This is a genomic window from Clostridium paraputrificum (genome assembly GCF_900447045.1).
Taxonomy (GTDB): domain Bacteria; phylum Bacillota; class Clostridia; order Clostridiales; family Clostridiaceae; genus Clostridium; species Clostridium paraputrificum.
This window is the reverse complement of the sequence record NZ_UAWH01000014.1, coordinates 659,241-684,061: the sequence shown is the minus strand read 5'-3', so window position 1 is coordinate 684,061 and position 24,821 is coordinate 659,241. Positions and strand designations below refer to the sequence as shown.

The window sequence follows — 24,821 nt, the reverse complement described above, 5'->3', positions numbered from 1 at the left end:
ATTAAGCCGTTCCTAACTGTGATAATAAATAGGATTGTTGGGAATTCAATTGATTCATCATAGTTTCTAAAGTAGCATACTTAGAGTATAAAGCTTGTTCTTTTTTGCTAAAGGCCTTTTCCATATCTTTCACTTTTCTTTCATACTTTTCAATACTCTTAGTAAGTTCATTATTGGTTACAGTAGTAGTTCCTTCGTAACCAGCTTTTTTAAGTAACCTAGCAGATACAGTCATAGTTTCATCATACAATATACTCTTTAATCTTTGAGCTATTCCACTCTTACTATTTTTCTCTGCTGATGTTAAATTTTTAGAATCAGTTGGAGTTGCAGTAAATAATCTCATAACTTTATTAGGATCTTCTTCTAATGCTGCAGTTAATTTATTTTCATCTATTGTAAATGTTCCATTTTTAACTCCACCATAGTCTGATACTGGCTTAATCCCAATATCCTCCAAATTAATATCTATCCCATCTACCATTGTAGTCATTGCATTTTTTAGAGAATTTATTATTCTACTTAAATCAGAGTCTCTACTTAATTGTCCTTTTTCAACTCTTTCATTCCAAAGCTTTATTTCACTTTCTGACATTTCTTTCTTTTGTTCATCTGTTAAAGGACTATAACTTCTATCCCTCTTTTCCATTGTAAGAGTATTTAACTTTTCCATAAGTTTGTTGTAATCATTAAAGAAGTTAACCACCATTTCCTTTGTCTTAGTTGAATCCTTTTTACTAGTTATCTTTATTCCATCTGCTGGTATTTCTCCATCAAACTTAAAAGTAACCCCATCTAATGTTACAACGTTGCTATCCCCTTTGTGAGTATAAACTCCACCTTTGCTATCTTTTATAATTATATTAGCGTCTTTCCCTTGAATGATAGGTGTAAAACCTTCAGCAGGTTCTTCTATAACACTTATATCTAAACTTTTACTTTCTCCGCTTGTTTTAGATATTAAAGACAACTTTCCATCCTTAATTTCAGCAGAAACATTTAAGTTTTTTTCCTCTAAAGATTTATTAAGAGCATCTACATCAAGAATGCTATCCTTTAAAGAAAATTCTACCTTTTTCCCATCAATAAATAGAACTTTACCTTCTATTTCCGATAGGTTCAATGAAGTTATCGATTTAGTTGCATTATTACCATTTTCAAAAGTTCCATTTACAATAGAATTATTCTCTAATGTAATTTCCAAAGTTGGTAGGTTAGTAAGTTCACCACTTTTAGTACTTACTAAAGTAACATTATTATCTTCATCTACCTTAGCTCTAAAATCTATTTTTTCTTCTTCAAGCTTCTTATTTAATTCACTAACTAATTCGTCCTTAGTATATTCCTTTGAAGAATCTAGGTTTAACCCAATAACTTTATCACCAATCTTTATTTCTTTTGAATCTCTTATGTTTTTAATAGTTATTCCAGTAAACTTAGCTTCTGTTGCATTACTTCCCTTAACTTCTTCTATATTTACTGAGTGTACACTTCCACCTAAAGTAAAACTTCCTTTTTCTCCTAATACTGTAGACTCAAAAATCAAACCTTTTTTATTTTCTCCATCTACACTTCCTGCAAAATCAGTATAAGATACACAAACTTTTATACCGGCTTTTTCCAATTCCTTATTTAAGTTAGAAACTCTCTCCCTATCTGTACTACCACTTAGAGTAAACTCTTTACCATCTACTACTATTTTATCTCCTTCACCTATTCCTTCAGTTAAAGTAGCCTTTGTAGCAGTAGCTGAGCTCCCCGTTATTGTAAAATTTTTATTTACAGCTTCACTATTGGCTGAAACTGACACAACATTACTATCAGAAGATTCAAATTTAATTGTGCTCCAATTTTTACTTAATACTATGCTATCACTTTTTGACACATCAAAATATTTATTATAAAACTCTCTACTATCCTTTAATACATCTCTATATAACTTTTGCTTTATTTCTACTATTTCTTTTTGCTGTTGCTGTTGCTGAATTTTAACTCTATATGGTCTCATACTTTCCTTTATAACTTCATCCATATCTAAACCAGTAGCTAACCCAGTTATTCTCATTTTATCACCTCATCCTCTTATTGACCTGAAGCCTTTGTTTTTTCATAAACTTCATACCACATATTTCTTACATCCTCTATAAAAGGTATAACTTCTTCTATCTCTTTTATATCTTTTTTTAAATTAGCCTGTCCGACTTTGTAATTTATAAACTCATAAATTTTAAATATTTGTTTTGCCCATTCCCCAGCTCCTGTATCAAGACTTGCCATAAGTTCCACAAATATGTCTTGAGTTCTTGTAAGACTTTCATGAGCTTTAGTTACATTTTTTTCTTCAATAGCTGCTCTTCCTATTTTTGCATACTTAACAGCTCCATCTACTAACATTAAAAGTAGCTGCTCCTTTGATGCATAATTAACACTATTATTTTTATAAGCATTATATCCGCTATTGTACATATTCCCCTCCTACTTAACACTATCAATTACATTACCAATAGGCACTCTTTCAATATAATTTTCTTCTCTTGCTGCATCTATGGTAATCTTTTTCGTATTCTCCAATGTTCCTTCCACTGTTATATATTTTTGAGATTTATTTGTGTCATTTTTATCTTCAGTATCTAACTCTACAAAAGGTTTCTTAACTTTATTATCTATCTCAGGTCGAGTTTTGCGATTAACTTCTTTTTCTTTTACCTCTTTAGCAAGTTTCCTTCTAATATCAGTATCAATTTTATTCAACCTAAATTCCATAATTTAAGCCTTCTTATCAAAAACCACACCTGATATTTCACAAAGCTTAGCTATCATGTCAAGAATCTTCTTTGGAGGTACTTCAACCAAAACTTCTTTAGTATCCTTATCTACAATTTTTATCATTATATCTCCAAACTTTTCATGAACATTATATTCTGCATATGCATTATCATCCTTTAAGAAACCATTAAGCTTTTTTATTGCCTTATTTAAGTTTTCCTTAGTGTATCTGTTCTCATCTTCAGAGTTTGTGTTAAATTCTTTTTCCACATTATTAACTTCCATGTTTGGTTTAATAACATTAAGGTTAGTTTGTCCTCCTTGACCTATAACCTGTATCTCCATTTTACTTCACCCCTATTTTTTTAAGTTCTTAAGTAAATCTAGATTAACCTTTGCTGCCTCTATATTTTCACTTTCTACTTCCTTGTATAATTCTTTTCTTAAAATAGACATTTCCCTTGGCGCTTGTATCGCAATTTTTACGCTTCCATCTTCAATCTTAGAAACCGAAATCTCTATATCATCTCCAATTAAAATTGACTCACCTTGTTTTCTTGTAACTACTAACATAAAATCACCCCTTAAATATAGGATGCTTTATTTTGTATTTTTCATTCTCTGTAATTAGCTGCTCCGCTAACCCAGTATGTACATTTATTAAAATAGGAGCCCTTAAGTTGGCTGTAATTTTCTTTGGATCTGAATTTAAAGTAACTGTTGAATATACTAATACATCTTCTGGTGATGTTATACTTAAATTCTTTATAATTTCATCAGTTATTTTTATTTCATATTCTTTTTCTACTTGAAATGGAGATATAATCACTAACCCAAGTTCTTTTTTTTCATTACATTGAAGTAACTTGAATTCTTCTCCACCCTCTATTTCTTGTATTTCATAATCTTTATATTCGTCTAACCCTGGTAACCCCTTTTTAAAAGTAACTTTCATTATTTCACCTCATCTTTATAGATAATCCAATAGTGATGGTGGTAAAACTTTTGCACTAACCTGTAATGAAGCAGTATAGACAGTTTGTGCCATACTAAACTCTATTGTTTTTTGTGTAAAATCTATATCTTCTGTTTGAGATAAAATATCTGTCATATTAAAGTTTTCATCTTCATTCTTTTGCTGAGCTGATTCCATTCTGTTTTGTTTAGCTCCAACTTCTGACCTTGTTTTTAATAGGTTAGTTATAACATCATCTATTGCTGATAAGTTTTCATTTATAAGTTTATTTGAATCTAACTCATCACTTGATTTTAAATTACCAACTATATCTCCAAGTAAGTTTAATACATTAACTTCCTCGCCTCTTTCGTTATTGAAAGAAAGTAACTCTTTAGCAGTAACGTTATATTCAATAGTAACTCCTTGAGAAACTTCTACATTCAGCTTACTTCCAAGCATATCTAATTGATTTTTCATATATATATCATCACTATTTAAGTCTACCTTATTACCCTCTTTATCAATGAATATTATATCTTTGTTTCCTGTTATAGCATCTGTTACTATATCTACGGGCTTTGAAGAAGCTTTTGTTCCTCCAAAAATATATTTACCATCAAAGTTTGTATTCATAATTTGAGCTAGTTCTTCTACTCTTTCATTCATTTCATCCGCTATAGCATTTCTTTCATCAGAACCATATGCAGCATTTCCTGAGGATACTAATAACTCTCTAATTCTTTGCATTGTATTAGTTGCTTGATATAAGGCTTGATCTGTAGAGTCTAACCAATTTATTGTATCCTTTATATTTTCATTGTATTGCTTATTTGTACTTATATCTGTATTAAGCTGCATACTTCTTGCTGTTTTATATGGATTATCTGACGGTCTACTTATTTCTTTACCAGTGCTCAATTGACGATTTAATGTTTGCATATTAGTTAAGTTTTTATTCATATTCCTTAAATAATTGTTTGCAAGCATTCTATTAGTAACTCTCATATCTTCACTTCCTCATTAACTTAATATTTATCAATTAATCTTATCTTTTAAGTCCATTTATTACTACATCAAGTAATTCATCTATTGTTGAAATGATCTTTGCATTTGCATTATAAGCATGTTGATATTGAATTAAGTTGGCCATTTCCTCATCAATAGAAACTCCTGACACCTGTGCTCTACTATTTTCTAATTCATAAAACAAGTCTTCTTTAGTTGACACCTGTCTAGAGGCCTCCTGAGCTTGTACACCTAATTTATCTATAATATCCTTAAAGTAAGAATCTAGTTTCATCCCACTAGTATCACTTTGAATAGTCATTCCATAATTAGACAACTTCAAATCAGATCTAGATGTTATTGTTGAACCAAAGTCTTGAACTCTAATTAAACTATCTCTTAATTGTGCTATTGCAAGAGCTCTTGCCCCATCGCCTTCCCCATCTACATCATTACTTGAGGTATAAGCATAATCATTATCATGAGTTTTTGTTTTTAACTTCATAACATCGTATAAAATCTCTTTATTAATTGTTATATTCTTAGCAGAAATATGGCTTTCTTGAGTTAAAGTATTATCAAGATTTATCAATATATTATTACTATTATATTGAGCTACACTCTTATTTACAAAGAAAGGCATATAATCTCTATCTGGATTACCTCCTGTATATAATGGATCAGAAATTCCGCTATGTATGGCATTTACTGAAAATGCTATTGCCTTAGCAAGCTTATCTAATTCATCCATATATACTTGGACATCATCTTGAACAGTAATATTTCCAGCCACCTCACCATCTGATGGTTTAAATAACTGTAGTTCTGATGCATTGATAATATCATTATTTTTTATTGGATATCCATCACCCTTTACCGCTTGTCCTTCTTGATTGGACCATATTATCCTACTAGAATTTAATTCTTTTACTTGTGCATCATTTAATCCTGATACCCTAATTGTCTGTGTGCTATCTGGATTATTCATATCACCTAACTTATGATATGTTATAACATGAATATTGGGATATGTAGGATCCTTTTCTACTTTTGATATATATGATAATCTTAGTGAATCAGTATTAGGTGAAGCTGATACCAAGTTAGCAACTTTCATTCCATTAGTATCAGTTGGTCTTATATCAACTCCTTCAAATTCTTTTCTATCTACTGTAATATTAAACTTATAACTTAATTCATCTAAAAGAGTATCTCTTTGATCCATTAAATCATTAGGCATTTGCCCTGAACTTTTCACACTCATTATTTGCTTATTTAAACCATCTATTTGACTTAATAAACTGTTTATATCAGTCACATTTGATTTCAACGCAAGCTGAGCATTTTGTTGTAATTCTTCTAGCTTTGTATAAGTATGATTTAAAGCATCTGTTAAAGCTAAAGTTTGTTGAACAGTAACAGTTCTCGCGTTAGAACTATTAGGTTGCTTAGATAATTCTTGAAATGAATCAAAGAATTTCCCCATTAAAGTTGATATTCCTGTATCTGAGGGTTCATTAAAAATATTTTCTACCTCATATAAAAAATTACTTCTTATATCACTTGACCCTAAGCTACTATTTGCTCCTCTTAACTGATAATCAAGAAAACCATCTCTAACTCTCTCTATAGCTTGAACTTGTGAACCTGTTCCTACTTGACCATACCCAGCTGTTCCAGTCATAGGTCTTGATGTAACTATTTTAGCTCTTTGTCTTGAATATCCAACTGTATTTGAATTAGAAATATTATGAGAAGTTACATCAATGGTAGCCTGTGATGTATTAATTCCTCTTTTAGCTATATTAAAAGTTCCAAACAATCCTGTCATGCAACTTCCTCCTATCTTGAAAGATTTCCATATGAATTATATGTCTTCATTTCTCTTCTTGGATTTATTATATTTAATATTTGATTATTAAAACTCATTTGCTGCCTTATCAACAATTCATTAGTTTCTTTTTGTTGCTTTACAGCTAATATTATTCTATTAATTTCTCTATATGAGTTATCAAGCTCCTCATCATTAGAAGTATTCACAATTTCTCTCATACTTCTTTTCCCAACTAGTTTTCTTCTCTCAACCTCTGCTTGAGCAACTTCTTTATTTACCAACTTTATTTCGTCAACTAAAGCTTCTAACTCAAAGACTTCCTTTTTCATCACATGTTTATATTGTTTTTCTAGTAGTGATAAAAGCTTCTTTAAAGCTTCTCCTTCATTTTTTATAACTATAGTTAACTCATTACTCATTTAAACCGTTCTCCTTAATTGTATCTAGAATACTTCTAGCAGTTAACTTAGCATCAACATTATAAGTTCCATTATTAATTTGATTTTTTAGTTCCTGAATTTTTTTAGAATTATCCACATTTACTCCTTCTAATGTATAGTTAGTTAAACTCTTTCCTAACTTAGATATTTCTATTCTGTCAGAAACACTCTTTACTTCCTTTGTTTGAGATACTCTATTTCTATTTTTTGAATAAAGATTAATAACATTATTAGAATTTATCCCATTTATATTCATAATACTTACCTCCCAAGTAACCTATATATTTATTATCGAATATACTAAGATATAATTTATAGTTTTATGTTAATTTTAACTTTTTATTTTACAATTACTGGAATGTAATAAAAGCTACATTGATTATAATCAACATAGCTTTTATTATATCATTACTTCTTTAATGAATTTATTCTTTCGGTATTACTTACTATACTTGTTATTCTAACACCAAAATTCTCGTCTACCACAACTACTTCTCCTAAAGCAATTGTTTTTCCATTTACAAGTACTTCAACAGGTTCTTCTGCTAATTTATCCAATTCTATTAAGGAGCCTGTACTAAAGTTTAATATGTCTTTTATACTCTTTTTGGTTCTACCAAGAACTACAGAAATATCTAATGGAACATCTAGAATCAAATCAATATTTTTATTAGACACCCCAGACTTTTTACTTTCTACTAAAGGCTCAAAACTAGCTTTATGTACTTCCACTTGTGGTTGTGGAGTTTCAATTATTGTTTTTTCTGATACAGGTTGATTTACTTCATAAACATCTTCATATGAATCATTATAACTTTCAACTAAAATCTCATTATTTACAGGATTATCATTTTGTTCAGAAACATTACTGTCTTCATCTTCTTTACCTATCATTATAGATACAATTTTCTTTGCAGTCTCCACAGGAAGTATCTGCATTATATTGCTGTCAACCAAGTTTCCTATTGTCATTCTAAAATTAACTCTTACAATCGCTTGATCCTCTGGAATCTCACTAGAAAGAGCGTCTTCACTATTGCTCCATATTTTAGATATAGGTGGTGATATGTTTACTTCTCTAGAAAACATAGTAGCCATTGACGTAGCTGCAGAACCTATCATTTGATTCATAGCTTCTTGTACAGCACTAATTTCTATTTCTGATAGTTCATGATTTTCAACAATTCCATCTCCGCCCATCATTAAATTAGCTATAACAGCAGCATCTTCAGTCTTAATAATAAGTATATTTCTTCCTATTATTCCACTTGTATATTCTACATCTAATACAACAGTTGGTGTTTCAAAGGTTTCTTTTATTTCCTTTAATGTTGTAATTGAAACAACTGGTGTTGTTATATTTACTTTTTGATTTATTATTTGATAAAGGGCTGTTGATGCAGATCCCATAGAAATATTTCCTATTTCCCCTAAAAGATCTTTCTCTATATCACTTAACAAATTAACTGAGTTATCATTACTCCCTGTATTACTTGAAGAGTCATCACTTCCATTTAATAGTGAATCTATCTCTTCTTGAGATAAAAAACCATTACTCATACTCATTCACATCCTTATCTATTATATCCAATACTGCAACCCCTAAATTCTTACCAGTAATTCCTGGCTTTGCATAATAACACTCTTGATCTTCTACATATATCTTTATAGGACTAGTACATTTATTATCTAATCTTATTATATCTCCCCTAGATAAATTTAAGAAATCATCAATTGTTAAATGAGTACACCCTAATTCTGCTGACATTTCTATCTCTACTGGATTAAGTCCCTCTTTAATCTTTTCTCTTACTTCATCGCCTGATGCATCTTTTTCATTTTGGAACCAATATTGAACAACTAATTTATCCAATACCTTTTCAATGCTTAGGTATGGAATACATATATTAATAAATGTATTACTCTTACCCATTTCTACAGAAAAAGTAACTAAAGCAACTGGTTCGTTTGGTGCTAATGTTTGATTTATAGCTGGATTTGTTTCTAAAGATTCAACCTCTGGCTCAACACTTAATATATCTTCCCATGCAAGTTTCAAATTAGAAATCATTCCTGAAGTAATTTGCATCATTATGTTTTTATCTATATCCGAAAATTCCTTACTAACTGTATTCCTTTCTCCAGTTCCCCCTAATAGTACATCTATTATTTGAAAAGAGAATTGCGGATTAGTTTCAAATAATATAGTCCCTGTTAGAGGTGGCATTCTGAACATAGTCATTATTGTTGGATTGGGTATTGAATGTATAAATTCCTCATAGGTTATCTGCTCTACAGTTTCTATTTTTACTTTAACGTTTTTTCTTAATTGTGCGGTTAAGAAATTAGATATTATTCTTGCATAATTATCATGAATTAACTCTAAAGTTCTAATATGATCTTTTGAAAACTTTTGTGGACTCCTAAAATCATATACTTTAACCTTATGTTTTTCTTCTTCTTTTTGAAGTTCATCCGGTTCTAACGACCCTGTAGATAAGGCAGACAACAAGGCATCTATTTCGCTCTGTGATAAAACATCTGCCATACTTGTCCCTCTTTTCTATATATTTAATAGTTTGTCTATATCAATTATAGTAAGCAGTTTTTCATCATGTTTATAAATTCCCTTTATATATTGATATTCAACTTCTGTTTCTACTCTCTGGATAGAAGCTTCTTCTATATCTAGAACCTCTTCTACCTCATCTACACAAATTCCTATTTCTTCATCTCCAACATTGAGAATTATTATATTTTCTTGATTATCAGATGTATCTACATTTAGAAGTAGATTAATATCAACTAATGATTTTATGCTACCTCTTAAATTAATTAATCCTTTAATGTAATTAGGCGCTTTAGGTACCAGAGTTATACTCATCATATCATTTATCCCTTGAACCTTTTCTGTTTCAACAGCAAAATGTTCATCGCCCAACTTAAATACTACTATTTGCATTTGTATCCCTCCTATAATTAGGATAATTAGCCTATTACTTTTTTAATTGCTTCAAGTACTCTATCTGCTTGGAAAGGCTTAACTATAAAATCTTTTGCTCCTGATTTGATAGCATCCATTACCATTGATTGTTGTCCCATAGCTGAACACATTATAATCTTTGCATTAGGATCAAATGCTCTTATTTGCTTAACAGCTTCAATACCATCCATATCTGGCATTGTTATATCCATAGTAACAACATCTGGTTTTTCCTTTTTATATAAGTCTACTGCTACTAATCCATTACTAGCCTCACCAATAACATCATATCCATTTTTCTCTAAAATATCCTTTATCATCATTCTCATAAAAGCTGCATCATCAACTATTAATACTTTATTCGCCATATCTTTAACCTCCAAATTAATATACTCCAATTGATTTTAATATCTTTTCAAATGAACCAGGAACAGGTATGTAATAAAAATGTGCTCCTATATTACTATTTAATTCATCTGAAAATACTGTTTCTATATCTAATATATTTTCGTCATACTGACCAGACTCTACGAAAGTTGTTGCTAATATTGCTCCCAACATATCATGAGCTACTGCTGGTACTGATGGTATAACACATAATCCAGTGAATTGCGTTATAGCATTCATATATGATCCAGAAAGAATATTTCCTATTTCACATAGTGCTGAATCACCTAAGTCTGACAACTCATTTTCTCTAACTCCAGTTAACATTTCTACAATATCGTGAGCTACACTGTCTTTAAAAATAATTAATATATTTCCTTGAATATCTCCAAGTACTCTAACTACGATTCCACAGACCAATGATTCTGCTTCATCATTATACATTTCACTTAATTTTATCATATTAACTGAAGGTACAGTCATGTCAATCTTTTTTCCAAGCATCATTGATAATGCAGTTGCTGCATTTCCTGCTCCTATATTAGAAACTTCTTTTAATGCATCAAGCTGTATATTGCTCAAATTATCAAGATCCATTACATACCTCCTAATATTTTTTTATATTAAGGCTCCTACATCAAGTATTAATGTAACTAATCCATTACCTAATATAGTTGCACCTATATACTCTTTTAAAGAACTCAATGTATTGCCTAATGGCTTAATTACTATCTCTTGTTGTCCCATTAACGAATCAACAAGAAGTCCAATAGTCTTTTCACCAACCTTAACAATAATTACAAACTTTTTCTCTGTATCTACAGATTCTATATTTAATCTTTCATTTAATCTAACTAATGGTATTACATCATCTCTATATATAATTACTTCTTTACCATTACTCTTTTTAATATTATCTTTCTTATAATCAATAACCCTATCTATAAATCCTAGAGAAATTGCTAAAGTTTCATTACCAACATTAACCAATAAAGCTTGTATTATTTGCAATGTAAGCGGCAACCTAATTACAAATGTTGACCCTTTACCTTCTTCACTAATTAGATCTACAGTTCCTCCAAGAGCTGAAACTTTTGCCCTAACAACATCCATTCCTACTCCTCTACCTGATATATCTGTAACAACTTCATTAGTACTGAACCCTTGTGCAAAGATTAAATTTTTAATCTCGTCATCACTTAATCCTTCTGTGTTAATACCAACTTTTTCAGCTTTAGCTTTTACTTTTTCAACATTTATTCCTGCGCCATCATCTATTACTTTTATTAAAGCTTTTGTTCCTTCTTGATATGCAACAAGCTTAATTGTACCTACTGCAGGTTTTCCTTTAGCTATTCTTTCTTCTTTAGTTTCAATTCCATGATCTGCTGCATTTCTTAATAAGTGTATTAGTGGTTCCCCAATTTCATCTATAACAGTTCTATCTAGTTCTGTTTCAGCGCCTTCAATAACAAAATTAATTTCCTTATTTAATTCTACTGATATATCCCTAATCATTCTTGGGAATCTATTAAATACAGTATCTAAAGGAAGCATTCTAATTTTCATAACTAAATCTTGAAGATCTGTAGTTGTTCTTCCAACTTGCTCCAAAGTTTCTGTTAAATCAGATGATTTATGGTCTACTACTATTTGTTCAAGTCTTGTCCTATATATAACTAATTCAGAAACCATATTCATAAGTTTATCTATTCTCTCTAGATCAACTCTTACTGATTGATGTGATTTCTTATACCCTTCTTTTTTTACACTTTTTTTCTTCTCTTCAGTAACCTCTTTTGGTTCCAGTTTAACCTCTTTTGGCTTAACTGCGCTCTCCTCTATCTTTTGAAACTCTATTAATTTAGTCTCAACCATTCTAACTTCAGAAATATTTTCAACTAACTTTTTAACTTCATCCTCTGAGCTTGTAGTAATTAAAACGAAGTCTAATTGAAGCTCAAAGTCCTCATTTTCTATATCTTCTGTAGATGGTTTAGATTTAATTATTTCACCAATTTCCTCTAAATCCTTTACAATTAAAAAGGCTCTAGCAGATTTTAATAACGTATTTTCACTTAATGTTATACTTAACTCTATAGCATTAAAATCTTTTTCTTGGGCTTGCTTTATTATTGACATATCATAATCATTTAGTTCCATACTACAATTATCTTTTTCTAATGTAACTAAACTTTCTACTTCTTGACTTCCATCTACATCATTCACCTGAGAAATATTATGTAAAGATTTTATTATTGGCTCTATATCTACACTAGAATCTGTCCCTTCTTCAATATTACTTACCATTCTTTCTAATGTATCTAAACAATCAAAGAGAACTGTAACAACCTCTTGAGTAACATTTAACTGACCATCTCTGAACTTTGATAAAACATCTTCCATCTTATGAGTTAATTCAGCTATATCCGTAAACCCCATTGTTGCAGCCATTCCCTTAATTGTATGGGCCACTCTAAATATTTCATTTACCTTATCAACATCATTAGGATTTTTTTCTAATTCTAATAATGATTCATTTAATGTTTGAAGATTATCCATGGATTCTTCTAAGAACATATTCATATATTGCGATGTATCCATTCATATACCCCCTCTATAGCTTTTTATAAATAAATGTAGAAACTCGTTCTAAGCCAACTTTTTTATAGTCATATATACTTTCTGTACCTCCTACAAATAAAAAACCACCTTTATTTAAAGCACCTGCCAACTTACTATACACTTCCATCTTAGCATCACTTTTAAAGTAAATAACTACATTTCTACATACAATTAAATCAAACCCACCCTCATACTTTTCTGTTATTAAATCATGCTTTCTGAAAGTGACCATTGATTTTATGTTTTTACCAACACAATAATTATCGTCTATTTTTTCAAAATATTTATCTAAATCTTCTTTTTTTACATTTTTAATTTCATCTAGTGTATAAACTCCTTTTTCAGCCTTAGCTAATGCATTTCTATCTATATCTGTAGCAATTATTTTCACATTATTTTTAACGGATAACTTGTCTAACATTATTGCTAAGCTATAGGGTTCACAACCGATGGAGCAAGCAGCACTCCATATTTTTAAGCTTTCATTTTTATGTATTAATGACTTTTTTATTATCTGTTCTAACTCCTTAAAAAGCTCAGGATTTCTAAAAAACTCAGTTACATTTATCGTTATAAAATCAAAAAACCTCTCTCTTTGCTCGCTATCACTAACTATTATTTTTCTATACTCCTCTAAACTTGAAATATCTAATCTTCCCATAAGACTAGATATTCTTCTATTTAGCTGTTCTGACTTATAAGCAGATAAATTCATCCCATACTCTCTATGAACCCACTTATGAAAATCATTAAATTCCATAATACTTTTTATCTTCCTCTCTAAGTTCATCTTTAATTTTAATCAACTAAAGACTTCACAAAATTTATGTATTTTATAGAGTTAATATTCCTTTTCCTACAACTCTAATTGTAACCTCTCCATTACTAGAATCTATTATCATAGTTCTTCCTTTGTTTCCTCCAGTCTCTTCAGCCACTATAGGTATTTCATGTGATCTTAATGACTGTTTTACTGCTTCTGTATTTCTTTTACCAATATCACTAATCATATTTTTATCACTAAAGTTAAACATAGATGCTCCACCTGCAATTTTAGCAACTATATTTTTTCTTTTACATCCTTTTGATACCATTTTTTCTATCAATATTGGTATGGCTAAATCTGCAAATTTTAAAGGTTGTGTAACATTCCTAAATTGAGTACTATCTGGCAACATTATATGCGCTAATCCTGCCACCTTTGAATCTGCATCATAAAGCCCAATTCCAACACAAGACCCTAATCCTATAGTTATAATTTTCTGAGGAGGAAGAACTACATTCAAATCTGATATTCCTACTTTAACTTCAGTATACTCCATAATTCCCCCTAAAATATTTGATCAATATCTTCTTTTGACAAAAGACTTTCCATATCTAAAAGAATTATTATTTTACTATCAACCTTAACTAACCCTTTTATATAATTATTGTTTTCCGATAAAGTTATGGATGGCACCTTTTCCAACATTTCATCACAAACACTGGAAACCTCATATACGTTATTTACAATGACACCAAATTTTCTATTCTCTCTTTTTACTACAATAATCTTAAAGTCTTTACAATTATTATTACAACAATCCAATTTAAACTTTTTGCATAAATTTATGACAGGCATAACATGCCCTTCATAATTAATTACCCCTTCAACAAAGCTTGGTGCATCAGGAATCTGTACGGCTTCAGTATACTCTAAAATTCTTTCTATTTCACTAATATAAGCAGAATAACACTCTTCTCCTAGCCTAAATATTAGCATTTTATTTTCTATCTTTTCCATACATTCCTCCTAAAATACAAACTTTTCTACAACTATTTGGCCATCTTTATCTAGATAGGCTTTTATGTTTTTTGAATGAACTTCTAATATATATTGTCTTTCTTCAAAACAGAAAACTGTATTTTGATAAGCCACCTCTGCTTCTATTCTTCCATTTTTAGAAGTATGTAAAATAGTACTAACACCTGCATTACTTCCCACAGTACTAACCTTAATATAATTGTTAGCCTTTAAAGTTCCTCCCCTAACAACAGCCCCTTTTGATAATACTTCTATACCATCTTTAGCTGTTATTTCTGATGTATACATACCTTTACCATTAATTATTACTTTCCCGCTTGACTCTATTTTTCCATCCTGACAATATCCTACATATATATTTACTGGTATTATTGTTTCCAACTCATTAACTTTAACTTCATCTTCTATATATCTAATAAAATCGTATAACTCATTTGCAAACTTAATTTTTAAAGGACCTAATCCAATAATCTTTTCCTTTATAAAGTCATATATATATTGAGAACTATTTCCAATACTACTTGATATGCTCATTATTAAAATAGAAACTCTAATAACAGATTTAAACTTAGTTTCAATCAATAATTTAATAATTTCTCCATCTTCTTTTTCAGCACCAAGAACACTATTCTCTTTTATTTGTTTAACTGAAGAGATTAACAGTTCTAAGTCCTTTTTTAAACTTCTCAAGTTATCCACATATAACTGCCTATCTAAATCTTTAGTTCCTGCAGTTATAGTAGAACTAATCACACTGCCTGCCACCCTCACTTCACCTTGTGCAGAAATTGTTCCCCTCTCTACATTCCCATTAACCTCTACACTATTACCTGATGTTACCTTCATACCTTCTTTTATATTTCCATTAATCTTGACATCACCAATAAAATCGATATTACCGCTCTTTATGTCAACATCTTTAGAAGTCTCAAAGGTTTTAAAAACATTAAAAACTCCATTCTTTATAGAAGGCCTACCTTCTGTAGTTGCTACCACCTTAGTATCCTCAATCTTACACCCAACACCGATCCTTAACTTCAATTTATTCTTAACTTTCCTCTTTATAACTCCGCCAAATACATCTATTCCATCTTTCCCCACTTTTCCAATGATAAGTTCCGCAATAATATCTCCACTTTTTACATTCTCTATGGAGTACATATTTTTATAATCAATATTTTCAATAGAATTTTCATCTACATTTTTCTTTATACTATCGAAATATGTTTTTATCTTATCATTTTCATCATTTTGAGCATTAACTCCCTTAGCTATTAATTCTCCATTCACTTCGCTCATCTCTACTGCTTTTGCAATAACACCTTCATCAATACCATAGGTTATTTGCTTTAAAGACAACACTTCTAATATCTCTTCTTTAGTGTATTTAGGCGGAAGCTCTCCAGTATCAAAATCCTTTTTCAGTTTAATTCTACCTAAAGTCTTTTCGTACTTTAAAACAGGTTTATATTCTGGAGTATATAAAATATATATTTTAGCTTGAACCTTATCTGATGTGTCTATTTTTAGTTCTCTTTTTGCTTTTACTCCTTCTAACTTAAAGGTTATAGCATCTTCAAAAGTAACTTCTACACCAGATACTGCTCTTTCACCATTAACATATAACTCTATATCTTCCTCAAAATCTAAATTAAACTTATTCTGCTTATCCTTTATAAGTATTTTATTATCCACTATATCTATTGAATTACTACTCTTATCTTGATTCTTACTTTTCTCTATAACTTTTATTTCACAGCGTTTCCTAAATATACCATTTTCTTCCTTTATTATCTTATATACAAGTTTATTCCTTGGGATAGATAATTGCCTTTCTGCTTCACATAAACATTCTTCTAGGTTTTTTCCTATAAAGTTACAATTCATATACACCATCTCCCATTTTCCCCTTTATTAAGTATATCATATAAGAATAGTTTGTAAAATATATGAAAATTTATTTAGTTTAGTGTATTTCTACAAATTAATTCATCGAATAACCTCATTAATTTTCTTAACAAATCATTTTCAACATCAAACTCTAACCCATTTACTCTTCTTATTGGTAAAATATTAGGTGATGTTCCCGAAATAAACAACACATCAAATTTTTCTAGATCAGTATATCTTATATTTTCCTCTATAATGTTAATGCTGTTTTCTTTTGCCACCTTAATTATCTCTGTTCTTGTAACTCCTGGCAAAACAGCTTCTACCTTAGATGTATAAACATTAGAACCTTTTATAAGAAAAATATTTGATCTACTACCTTCTGTTATATATCCATTTCTATCAACAAGAATAGCTTCATGAGCATCATTTTTCTTTATTTCTTTATTTACTGCTCCTCTAAAACTGTTGTTAATAACCTTTGCATTTGGATTTTCTCTTTCTCCAAAATACAGTATTGTTTTTACCCCCTCTTTATACATTTCGTCTGTAGGATAAGAATGCTTTATAAAAAATATTTTAAATTCATTAGATTTCGTATTAAAAATTATTTTTATATTTCCTAAAGTCTTGTTATTTGATTTTACTAGATTATTTATATCATTCAACACCTCATCATATGTAATATCATTTTTGTAGTTATTTAATTTAAATGAGTTTATCATTCTGTCATAATGTTCTTTATAAAATAGTGGTTTCCCATTAATTATTCTAATAACTTCATATATTAGTTTTCCTTCCCCTTCTTCTCTCCATTCTTCTAGCTTTCTTAATTTGCCGTTATCAATATAATATTCATTAATAGCTTCAATCATTTTTACTCCTCCTCTTAAATCCATTTTAATATTTCTATCTCATGCTTCTTCTTATAATTAATTAAATAAGGTTTTCCAACCAAATCTAAAAGTGGTTTATCTGATAAAGAATCAGAAAACATATATGAATTTTTAAAATCCACTTTAATATTTTCTTTTGATAAAACTTCCTTCAACCTTTTTACCTTTTCTTCACCTTTACAATTGTTACCTAACATCTTTCTAATAAATTTTCCTTCTTTAAATTCAAACCTCGTTCCAATAACCTTATCTACAACATCAATGTTATAAAACTCATTTATATAAAACTCAGGAGATGCAGATATTAAATAAATATCATAACCTTCCTTTTTTAATTTATACATCATATCTACTGCATCTTTATATAATATTTTACTTAACCTGTTCTTATAAAATCTTTTAACTAATTCTTGTAATTTTTCTTCTTCAATATTATCAATAAACTTTAAAAAGCACTCCTTAACCCTTCTCTCATCATATATACCTATGCCATACATTAAACCACTATATAAAGCTCTTGGTAAAAATCTAATATTTTTTATATCTTCTTCTAAAGAATACTTATAAAACTCCATTAATGTTTCTTTCTTTGTAATAGTATAATCAATATCAAATATAGCTAACTTTTTCATTTTATTCCTCCACTTATCTTTGTATTTATTATATAATATCTATTCAAAAAAATAAAAGGTGGCATAGCCACCTCTTTACTTTAACTTATTTAAGAAACTTTCAATTCTGTCCAAACCTTTTAATATTAATTCTTCTGAAGTCGCATAAGACAATCTAATATACTTGTCTAACCCAAAAGCAGATCCTGGTATAACAGCAACCTTTTCATGTTCTAAAAGTTCTCTTGAGAAATCTACTGAGTTATTAATAACATTCTCATTTATACTCTTTCCTAGATAATTTTCCAAATTAATCATTACATAGAACGCACCTTCAGGTCTAATAACACTCAATCCAGTGATATTTTTAATTCTATCTATCATTAAGTTTCTTCTCTCTTCAAACTTCCCAACCATTTTTTCAATTTCATCTTTTGGCCCATTTAGAGCTTCCACTCCTGCATATTGAGCTATTGAATTAGCATTAGAAGTAACATGACTTTGAACACTAGTCATTAACTTAATCACTTCTGCGTTTCCTGCTGCATAACCTAATCTCCATCCAGTCATCGCGTAAGATTTAGAAAAGCCATTAATAACTATTGTCCTATTGTAAGCGTCTTCTGAAAGAGAAGCTACACTAACATGTTTTTTACCATCATATATTAACTTCTCATATATTTCATCAGATATAATTATTAAATCATGCTTTTTGGCAAACTCAGCTATCTCTTTTAGCTCTTCTATAGAATAAACAGTTCCTGTTGGATTGTTAGGACTATTTATAATAATTGCCTTGGTATTATTATTAACTACTTTATTTAAAGATTCTAAAGTATATTTATAATCATTTTCCTCTTTACCTTCAACAAAAACAGGCATCCCATCAGCAAGTTTTATCAATTCAGGATAGCTTACCCAATATGGAATCGGTACTATAACCTCGTCTCCTGGATTTAATATAGCCATAAAAGCATCTGCCAAACATTGTTTTGCTCCTGTAGAAACAATTATCTGATTAGAATTATAGTGCAAATTATTGTCCTCTTTAAGTTTTTTACATATTGCCTCTCTTAACTCTATTATTCCAGAAGTAGGAGTATATTTTGTTTTTCCTTCTTCCATAGACTTGATAGCTGCCTCCATTATATTTTTAGGTGTGTTAAAATCTGGTTCTCCTGCCCCAAAACTTACAACATCAACTCCTGCCCCCTTAAGCTCTTTAGCTTTGGCAGTAATTGCAAGGGTTATTGATGGAGTTATGTTCATAGCCTTTTTTGAATAATTCATTTTATCTCCTCCACTTATTGCTTTTGCTTATAATTAATTAATTTATCTAAAAGTAGCTCGTTGATTCCCTGTGTTCCTAATAAAATAGATTTATTAGAACATCCATGAAAATCACTACCACCTGTTATCAACATTTTATATTTCTTACTTAAATTATAAAAACTATTAATCTGTTCTTTACTATGACTTGGATGATATACTTCTATCCCATTTAAACCATAGCATTTTAACTCTCTTACTACATTCTCTATTTCTATACTTCTATATATCTTACCAGGGTGGGCTAGCACTGATATGCCTCCAGCTTCATTAATAACTTGCAATGTTTCTTTATATGAAAGTTTTTCACCTTTAACATAGGCAGATTTTCCTTTTATTAGGTATTTAGAAAATGCTTCTTTATAATTTTCAGCGTAACCTTTGTTTACAATTGCGTTTGCAATATTCCCCCTACCTATAGATGAATCTTTATCAACTGCTATTTCATCTATATCAATATACACCTTGTTTTCTTTTAACTTTTCTAAGATTTTGTATGTTCTCTCTACCCTTGATCTTCTTAATCCACTTACAACTTCATTTAATCTTCTATTATTTATATCAATAAAATACCCCAGAATATGTATTTCTAAATCATTATATTCCGTACTAAGTTCAATTCCAGGTATAATATTTACACCAGTATCCTTTTTATCAATAATATACTGAGCAGAAATAGAATCGTGATCAGTTATTGATATATATTTAATACCTTGATTTTTAGCTAATTCCACTATTTCTTCTGGTGCTAATACTCCATCAGAGTAGGAAGAATGAATATGTAAATCTGCATATTTCATAGTGTGCACCTTCCTTCCTATCTATAAAAAATATAGCATTAATGAACTACCTTGTAAATCATTTATTATAATTTTCCATTTACTTTTCTATTGCTTAACTAGTTCTTATTTAATAACTGGTCTAGACGTAAAAAAAGAGTGGATTTACCACTCTCTTTCTACTTTTCTACTAATTCGTCATTATAATAAGTAGCAACTCTATCAAATTCTTCTTCTTCAGGTACTACTAACTCTTCACCATCAGCTCTGAATAAGTATACTGAGTCATCTTCTGGACTTTGAGCTAAAACATATTCCTTTTCTTCAAACTCAAAAGCATCTATAATAGGACAAGATATTACGTTTCCGTTATCATCTTCTAAATCAATTACAAAGCTTTCATGCTCTTCACATCCACAACCATGTTCATCATGATCGTGTCCACATCCACATCCTTCATGATCGTGGTCATGTCCGCATCCACATTTATTTAATTCATCACTCATTTTCAAATCCTCCTTTTAAATAAGTAGTTGTTTTAATTTTACCCTTATTTCTTATAAATTAAAAGCTATATTTTAAAATAATTAGAATTTTATTTTATGTAATTAATAACATTAGTAAATTAACTAATTATTATTCAACAAAAATCACAAATACGAACTTACTGAGAAGCAACTTTCAGTATACATAGCTTTTATGGAAATATATACGCAAAAAAGCTGCATCAATTAATGATACAGCTTTTCATATTTAAAGAAATTATTCTTGTTCAGCTAATTTCTTATATCCTGCTAATCTTTCCATAGCATCATTGTAAGTCTTTTCGAATAAAGCATCTGCTGCTTCTGGGAACGCCTTAGCTAATGAAGCATATCTTACTTCACCCATTAAGAATTCCTTGAAGTCTGCCTTTGGTTCCTTAGAATCTAAAGCAAATGGATTCTTAGTTCCCTTTAATTGTGGGTTGTATCTGTACATAGCCCAGTATCCACAATCAGTAGCTCTCTTAGCTTCTTGTTGGCTGTTACCCATACCAATCTTAATACCGTGGTTAATACATGGAGCATAACCAATGATTAATGATGGTCCTTGATAAGCTTCTGCTTCAGCAATAGCCTTAAGAGTTTGGTTCTTATCTGCACCCATATTTACTTGAGCAACATATACATAACCATAGCTCATAGCCATCATTCCAAGGTCTTTCTTCTTAGTCTTCTTACCAGATGCTGCGAACTTAGCTATAGCAGCTGTTGGAGTAGACTTAGAAGATTGTCCACCTGTATTAGAGTAAACTTCTGTATCAAATACGAATATATTTACATCTTCACCAGATGCTAATACATGGTCAACCCCACCGTATCCGATATCGTAAGCCCAACCGTCTCCTCCGAATATCCATTGAGATCTCTTAACGAAGTAGTCTTTTTCATCTAATACTTTCTTAGCTAATTCTGAATTAACTGTAGCTAAAGCTGCTTCTAACTTTTCAGCTCTATCTCTAGTTCCTTCACCATTGTTCATATTAGCTAACCAGTCTTCAACAACAACCTTAACGTCGTCATTTACACCTTCTTCTAATAATGCCTTTAAGTTATTAGCTATTCTTTCTCTTATAGCCTTAACACCTAAGAACATACCTAATCCGAATTCAGCATTGTCTTCGAATAATGAGTTAGCCCAAGCTGGACCATGTCCTTTATGGTTAATTGTATATGGAGTTGAAGGAGCTGAACCACCCCAGATTGATGAACATCCAGTTGCGTTAGCAATCATCATTCTGTCACCAAATAATTGAGTTATAAGCTTAGCATATGGAGTTTCTCCACAACCTGCACAAGCACCTGAGAACTCAAGTAATGGTTGTTCGAATTGGCTTCCCTTAACTGTATTCTTATTCATTGGGTTCTTCTTAGCTGAAACTTCTTCAACTGCATAATCCCAAGCTTCCATTTGATCATGTTGAGATTCTTGTGGCTTCATTATTAAAGCTTTTCCTGGAGCTGGACAAACTTGAGCACAGTTTCCACATCCAGTACAGTCTAATGGAGTTACTCCAATTGAGAAGCTTAATGGTTCTTCTGTCTTTAATGCCTTAGCAGGAACTAACTTCATTGATTCTGGAGCAGCTGCCTTTTCAGCATCATTTAATAAGAATGGTCTAATTGCAGCGTGTGGACAAACGTAAGCACATTGGTTACATTGGATACACTTTTCTGGAACCCATTCAGGTACGTTAACTGCAATTCCTCTCTTTTCGTAAGCTGCAGTACCAGCTTCAAAAGTACCATCTTCCATTCCCATGAATGTAGATACTGGAAGAGAGTCTCCTTCTTGTCTGTTCATTGGAATAACTATATTCTTAACGAATTCAGTCATCTTGTGGTTGTTTTCAACTTCTTCGTCCTTAGCATCCTTCCATGATTCTGGAATATCTATCTTAACGATTGATTCAACACCCTTATCGATAGCTGCGTTGTTCATATCAACAACCTTTTGTCCCTTCTTACCATAAGAAGTTACAACTGCATCCTTAAGGTACTTAACAGCATCTTCAACTGGGATAATGTTAGCTAACTTGAAGAAAGCTGATTGCATTATCATGTTGATTCTTCCACCAAGACCTATTTCTTGAGCGATTCCAACAGCATTGATAGTGTAGAACTTAATGTTGTTGTTAGCTAAGAATCTCTTATATGAACCTGGTAACTTTTCTTCTAATTCTTCTGGAGTCCAGATAGTGTTTAGTAAGAAAGTTGAACCTGGCTTTAATCCATCAAGTACATTGTACTTATGAACGTATGATTGGTTAGAACATGAAACGAAGTCTGCCTTGTTTATTAAGTATGGAGACTTGATTGCCTTCTTACCAAATCTTAAGTGAGATACTGTTATACCACCTGACTTCTTAGAGTCATAGAAGAAGTAACCTTGAGCATACATGTCTGTATGGTCACCGATGATTTTGATAGCACTCTTATTAGCACCAACAGTACCGTCTGATCCTAATCCCCAGAACTTACATGCTGTAGTTCCTTCTGGAGTAGCATCTATATCTTGATGAACTTCTAATGAAGTATTTGTTACGTCATCAACGATTCCTATTGTAAATCCATCCTTTGAATCTTCCTTTGCTAAGTTTTCATAAACTGCAGCAATGTGACCTGGATTTGGATCCTTAGAACCTAGACCAAATCTACCACCTACGATAACTGGAGCATTTTCCTTACCATAGAATGCATTCTTAACGTCTAAGTATAATGGTTCACCAGCTGATCCTGGTTCCTTTGTTCTATCTAATACAGCAATCTTCTTAGCAGATGCTGGTATAGCCTTCATTAATTTTTCAATTGAGAATGGTCTGTATAATCTTACCTTAACAACACCAACTTTTTGTCCATTAGCATTTAAGTAATCAACAGTTTCTTCACATACATCTGTTACAGAACCCATAGCAATGATTATTCTATCTGCATCTGGTGCTCCATAGTAATCGAAGCAGTGATATTCTCTTCCTGTTAACTTAGTTATTTCAGCCATGTATCCTTCAACTATATCAGGAACTGCTTGATAGAACTTATTAACTGCTTCTCTTTCTTGGAAGTAGATATCAGCATTTTGTGCAGTACCTCTAGTTACAGGATGGTTAGGATTTAAAGCTCTAGCTCTGAAAGCTTCAACTGAATCCCAATCAACTAAGTTTGCTAATTCATCATATTCAAGAACTTCGATCTTTTGAATTTCGTGAGAAGTTCTGAAACCATCGAAGAAGTTAACAAAAGGTATTCTTGATTTAATTGCAGTTAAATGAGCAACTGCTGATAAATCCATAACTTCTTGTACTGATCCTTCTGCAAGCATAGCAAAACCTGTTTGTCTTGCAGCCATAACGTCTTGGTGGTCACCAAAGATATTAAGAGCTGAAGTAGCTAGTGCTCTTGCTGAAACATGGAATACTCCTGGAAGCATTTCACCAGCAATCTTGTACATGTTTGGAATCATTAATAGTAAACCTTGAGATGCAGTATAAGTACTTGTTAATGCACCTGCTTGTAATGATCCATGAACTGCACCAGCAGCACCTGCTTCTGATTGCATTTCCATAACTTGTACAGGTTGACCGAATATGTTCTTTCTTCCTTGTGCTACCCATTCATCAACGTGTTCAGCCATTGGTGATGATGGTGTGATAGGATAGATAGCTGCAACTTCAGTAAATGCATAAGATATATGAGCAGCTGCAGTATTACCATCCATAGTTTTCATTTTTCTCATCGCGTAGACCCCTCTTTCTTTATATAAAAATTAATTAAGAAACATGTTTGTTTAAACCGTAGAGTGTATTTTAACATAAAAATACACTGAATTATTCATTTAAATTAATAATGTCCATTAAATATATTAATAACGACATTGTTAAAAAAATAACTTTTGTACCTCCTAGTAAAACAAACCTACGTATATAATTATATATCAGAATATCAATTTTGCAAGGGAATTGTAAATTAAAAACA

Annotated in this window: 26 protein-coding genes; all 26 read right to left on the bottom strand. The window is 30.7% G+C overall.

The window, feature by feature from the left end; genetic code table 11:
- Position 1 precedes the first annotated feature (1 nt).
- Complete coding sequence (gene fliD / locus DR024_RS08180) at positions 2 to 2,065, bottom strand: flagellar filament capping protein FliD (protein ID WP_111918494.1); 2,064 nt, start codon at positions 2,063 to 2,065, stop codon at positions 2 to 4.
- Positions 2,066 to 2,082: 17 nt separating this feature from the next.
- Positions 2,083 to 2,466, bottom strand: coding sequence for a flagellar export chaperone FliS (gene fliS / locus DR024_RS08175; protein ID WP_027099498.1), 384 nt, complete (start codon positions 2,464 to 2,466; stop codon positions 2,083 to 2,085).
- Between the two features lie 9 nt (positions 2,467 to 2,475).
- Entirely contained in the window at positions 2,476 to 2,763 is a 288-nt protein-coding gene (locus DR024_RS08170) for a hypothetical protein (protein ID WP_027099497.1), read from the bottom strand.
- A gap of 3 nt (positions 2,764 to 2,766) precedes the next feature.
- A complete protein-coding gene (locus DR024_RS08165) occupies positions 2,767 to 3,111 on the bottom strand; it encodes a flagellar protein FlaG (RefSeq protein WP_027099496.1) in 345 nt (114 codons plus the stop codon).
- A 12-nt stretch (positions 3,112 to 3,123) separates the two neighbouring features.
- A complete protein-coding gene (gene csrA, locus DR024_RS08160) occupies positions 3,124 to 3,339 on the bottom strand; it encodes a carbon storage regulator CsrA (protein WP_027099495.1) in 216 nt (71 codons plus the stop codon).
- Positions 3,340 to 3,343: 4 nt separating this feature from the next.
- Positions 3,344 to 3,721, bottom strand: coding sequence for a flagellar assembly protein FliW (fliW, locus tag DR024_RS08155; RefSeq protein WP_034866996.1), 378 nt, complete (start codon positions 3,719 to 3,721; stop codon positions 3,344 to 3,346).
- A 15-nt stretch (positions 3,722 to 3,736) separates the two neighbouring features.
- The gene (flgL, locus tag DR024_RS08150; RefSeq protein ID WP_027099494.1) at positions 3,737 to 4,729 is read right to left on the bottom strand and encodes a flagellar hook-associated protein FlgL; all 993 of its coding nucleotides are present in this window, start codon (positions 4,727 to 4,729) and stop codon (positions 3,737 to 3,739) included.
- A 40-nt stretch (positions 4,730 to 4,769) separates the two neighbouring features.
- Complete coding sequence (gene flgK / locus DR024_RS08145; protein WP_055253562.1) at positions 4,770 to 6,560, bottom strand: flagellar hook-associated protein FlgK; 1,791 nt, start codon at positions 6,558 to 6,560, stop codon at positions 4,770 to 4,772.
- A gap of 11 nt (positions 6,561 to 6,571) precedes the next feature.
- Complete coding sequence (gene flgN / locus DR024_RS08140; RefSeq protein ID WP_027099492.1) at positions 6,572 to 6,982, bottom strand: flagellar export chaperone FlgN; 411 nt, start codon at positions 6,980 to 6,982, stop codon at positions 6,572 to 6,574.
- A complete protein-coding gene (gene flgM / locus DR024_RS08135; protein ID WP_027099491.1) occupies positions 6,975 to 7,259 on the bottom strand; it encodes a flagellar biosynthesis anti-sigma factor FlgM in 285 nt (94 codons plus the stop codon). The genes flgN and flgM overlap by 8 nt, the downstream gene beginning before the upstream one ends.
- Before the next feature lie 152 nt (positions 7,260 to 7,411).
- Positions 7,412 to 8,563: a flagellar motor switch phosphatase FliY gene (fliY, locus tag DR024_RS08130; RefSeq protein WP_055183653.1), complete on the bottom strand. Its 1,152-nt coding sequence runs from the start codon at positions 8,561 to 8,563 to the stop codon at positions 7,412 to 7,414.
- The gene (gene fliM / locus DR024_RS08125; protein ID WP_027099489.1) at positions 8,556 to 9,551 is read right to left on the bottom strand and encodes a flagellar motor switch protein FliM; all 996 of its coding nucleotides are present in this window, start codon (positions 9,549 to 9,551) and stop codon (positions 8,556 to 8,558) included. Before fliM ends, fliY begins: the two co-directional genes overlap by 8 nt.
- Positions 9,552 to 9,566: 15 nt before the next feature.
- A complete protein-coding gene (locus tag DR024_RS08120) occupies positions 9,567 to 9,965 on the bottom strand; it encodes a chemotaxis protein CheW (protein ID WP_027099488.1) in 399 nt (132 codons plus the stop codon).
- A 26-nt stretch (positions 9,966 to 9,991) separates the two neighbouring features.
- Entirely contained in the window at positions 9,992 to 10,354 is a 363-nt protein-coding gene (locus tag DR024_RS08115) for a response regulator (protein WP_027099487.1), read from the bottom strand.
- A 16-nt stretch (positions 10,355 to 10,370) separates the two neighbouring features.
- A complete protein-coding gene (locus tag DR024_RS08110) occupies positions 10,371 to 10,970 on the bottom strand; it encodes a chemotaxis protein CheC (protein ID WP_027099486.1) in 600 nt (199 codons plus the stop codon).
- Positions 10,971 to 10,991: 21 nt separating this feature from the next.
- Positions 10,992 to 12,977, bottom strand: a complete 1,986-nt coding sequence (locus DR024_RS08105) for a chemotaxis protein CheA (RefSeq protein ID WP_055183654.1) — start codon at positions 12,975 to 12,977, stop codon at positions 10,992 to 10,994.
- Positions 12,978 to 12,990: 13 nt separating this feature from the next.
- Positions 12,991 to 13,758, bottom strand: a complete 768-nt coding sequence (locus DR024_RS08100) for a CheR family methyltransferase (protein ID WP_027099484.1) — start codon at positions 13,756 to 13,758, stop codon at positions 12,991 to 12,993.
- A gap of 73 nt (positions 13,759 to 13,831) precedes the next feature.
- Positions 13,832 to 14,320, bottom strand: a complete 489-nt coding sequence (locus DR024_RS08095; RefSeq protein WP_111918492.1) for a chemotaxis protein CheD — start codon at positions 14,318 to 14,320, stop codon at positions 13,832 to 13,834.
- Positions 14,321 to 14,328: 8 nt separating this feature from the next.
- The gene (locus DR024_RS08090) at positions 14,329 to 14,781 is read right to left on the bottom strand and encodes a chemotaxis protein CheW (RefSeq protein WP_027099482.1); all 453 of its coding nucleotides are present in this window, start codon (positions 14,779 to 14,781) and stop codon (positions 14,329 to 14,331) included.
- 9 nt (positions 14,782 to 14,790) lie between these two features.
- Positions 14,791 to 16,689 carry a DUF342 domain-containing protein gene (locus DR024_RS08085; RefSeq protein ID WP_172458931.1) on the bottom strand — a complete coding sequence of 633 codons (1,899 nt, stop codon included), beginning with the start codon at positions 16,687 to 16,689 and terminating at the stop codon, positions 14,791 to 14,793.
- Positions 16,690 to 16,763: 74 nt separating this feature from the next.
- Complete coding sequence (locus tag DR024_RS08080; protein ID WP_027099480.1) at positions 16,764 to 17,564, bottom strand: aminotransferase class IV; 801 nt, start codon at positions 17,562 to 17,564, stop codon at positions 16,764 to 16,766.
- Between the two features lie 17 nt (positions 17,565 to 17,581).
- Complete coding sequence (locus DR024_RS08075; protein ID WP_027099479.1) at positions 17,582 to 18,220, bottom strand: HAD-IB family hydrolase; 639 nt, start codon at positions 18,218 to 18,220, stop codon at positions 17,582 to 17,584.
- A 75-nt stretch (positions 18,221 to 18,295) separates the two neighbouring features.
- Positions 18,296 to 19,489, bottom strand: a complete 1,194-nt coding sequence (locus DR024_RS08070; RefSeq protein ID WP_027099478.1) for a pyridoxal phosphate-dependent aminotransferase — start codon at positions 19,487 to 19,489, stop codon at positions 18,296 to 18,298.
- Between the two features lie 14 nt (positions 19,490 to 19,503).
- The gene (locus DR024_RS08065) at positions 19,504 to 20,328 is read right to left on the bottom strand and encodes a PHP domain-containing protein (RefSeq protein ID WP_027099477.1); all 825 of its coding nucleotides are present in this window, start codon (positions 20,326 to 20,328) and stop codon (positions 19,504 to 19,506) included.
- Positions 20,329 to 20,486: 158 nt separating this feature from the next.
- On the bottom strand, positions 20,487 to 20,813 hold the full coding sequence (locus DR024_RS08060) for a DUF1292 domain-containing protein (protein ID WP_027099476.1): 327 nt from the start codon (positions 20,811 to 20,813) through the stop codon (positions 20,487 to 20,489).
- Between the two features lie 256 nt (positions 20,814 to 21,069).
- Positions 21,070 to 24,582 carry a pyruvate:ferredoxin (flavodoxin) oxidoreductase gene (gene nifJ, locus DR024_RS08055; protein WP_099327794.1) on the bottom strand — a complete coding sequence of 1,171 codons (3,513 nt, stop codon included), beginning with the start codon at positions 24,580 to 24,582 and terminating at the stop codon, positions 21,070 to 21,072.
- Between the last annotated feature and the right edge of the window lie 239 nt (positions 24,583 to 24,821).

Coding starts and splice junctions, on each gene's coding strand:
- fliS (WP_027099498.1), bottom strand. CDS start 2,466: ATGTACAATAGCGGATATAATGCTTATAAAAATAATAGTGTTAATTAT.
- fliD (WP_111918494.1), bottom strand. CDS start 2,065: ATGAGAATAACTGGGTTAGCTACTGGTTTAGATATGGATGAAGTTATA.
- DR024_RS08165 (WP_027099496.1), bottom strand. CDS start 3,111: ATGGAGATACAGGTTATAGGTCAAGGAGGACAAACTAACCTTAATGTT.
- DR024_RS08100 (WP_027099484.1), bottom strand. CDS start 13,758: ATGGAATTTAATGATTTTCATAAGTGGGTTCATAGAGAGTATGGGATG.
- DR024_RS08075 (WP_027099479.1), bottom strand. CDS start 18,220: ATGAAAAAGTTAGCTATATTTGATATTGATTATACTATTACAAAGAAA.
- DR024_RS08120 (WP_027099488.1), bottom strand. CDS start 9,965: ATGCAAATAGTAGTATTTAAGTTGGGCGATGAACATTTTGCTGTTGAA.
- DR024_RS08085 (WP_172458931.1), bottom strand. CDS start 16,689: ATGAATTGTAACTTTATAGGAAAAAACCTAGAAGAATGTTTATGTGAA.
- DR024_RS08115 (WP_027099487.1), bottom strand. CDS start 10,354: ATGGCGAATAAAGTATTAATAGTTGATGATGCAGCTTTTATGAGAATG.
- DR024_RS08090 (WP_027099482.1), bottom strand. CDS start 14,781: ATGGAAAAGATAGAAAATAAAATGCTAATATTTAGGCTAGGAGAAGAG.
- flgM (WP_027099491.1), bottom strand. CDS start 7,259: ATGAATATAAATGGGATAAATTCTAATAATGTTATTAATCTTTATTCA.
- DR024_RS08105 (WP_055183654.1), bottom strand. CDS start 12,977: ATGGATACATCGCAATATATGAATATGTTCTTAGAAGAATCCATGGAT.
- flgK (WP_055253562.1), bottom strand. CDS start 6,560: ATGACAGGATTGTTTGGAACTTTTAATATAGCTAAAAGAGGAATTAAT.
- fliM (WP_027099489.1), bottom strand. CDS start 9,551: ATGGCAGATGTTTTATCACAGAGCGAAATAGATGCCTTGTTGTCTGCC.
- flgN (WP_027099492.1), bottom strand. CDS start 6,982: ATGAGTAATGAGTTAACTATAGTTATAAAAAATGAAGGAGAAGCTTTA.
- csrA (WP_027099495.1), bottom strand. CDS start 3,339: ATGTTAGTAGTTACAAGAAAACAAGGTGAGTCAATTTTAATTGGAGAT.
- nifJ (WP_099327794.1), bottom strand. CDS start 24,582: ATGAGAAAAATGAAAACTATGGATGGTAATACTGCAGCTGCTCATATA.
- flgL (WP_027099494.1), bottom strand. CDS start 4,729: ATGAGAGTTACTAATAGAATGCTTGCAAACAATTATTTAAGGAATATG.
- DR024_RS08065 (WP_027099477.1), bottom strand. CDS start 20,328: ATGAAATATGCAGATTTACATATTCATTCTTCCTACTCTGATGGAGTA.
- fliW (WP_034866996.1), bottom strand. CDS start 3,721: ATGAAAGTTACTTTTAAAAAGGGGTTACCAGGGTTAGACGAATATAAA.
- DR024_RS08095 (WP_111918492.1), bottom strand. CDS start 14,320: ATGGAGTATACTGAAGTTAAAGTAGGAATATCAGATTTGAATGTAGTT.
- fliY (WP_055183653.1), bottom strand. CDS start 8,563: ATGAGTAATGGTTTTTTATCTCAAGAAGAGATAGATTCACTATTAAAT.
- DR024_RS08170 (WP_027099497.1), bottom strand. CDS start 2,763: ATGGAATTTAGGTTGAATAAAATTGATACTGATATTAGAAGGAAACTT.
- DR024_RS08060 (WP_027099476.1), bottom strand. CDS start 20,813: ATGAGTGATGAATTAAATAAATGTGGATGCGGACATGACCACGATCAT.
- DR024_RS08110 (WP_027099486.1), bottom strand. CDS start 10,970: ATGGATCTTGATAATTTGAGCAATATACAGCTTGATGCATTAAAAGAA.
- DR024_RS08070 (WP_027099478.1), bottom strand. CDS start 19,489: ATGAATTATTCAAAAAAGGCTATGAACATAACTCCATCAATAACCCTT.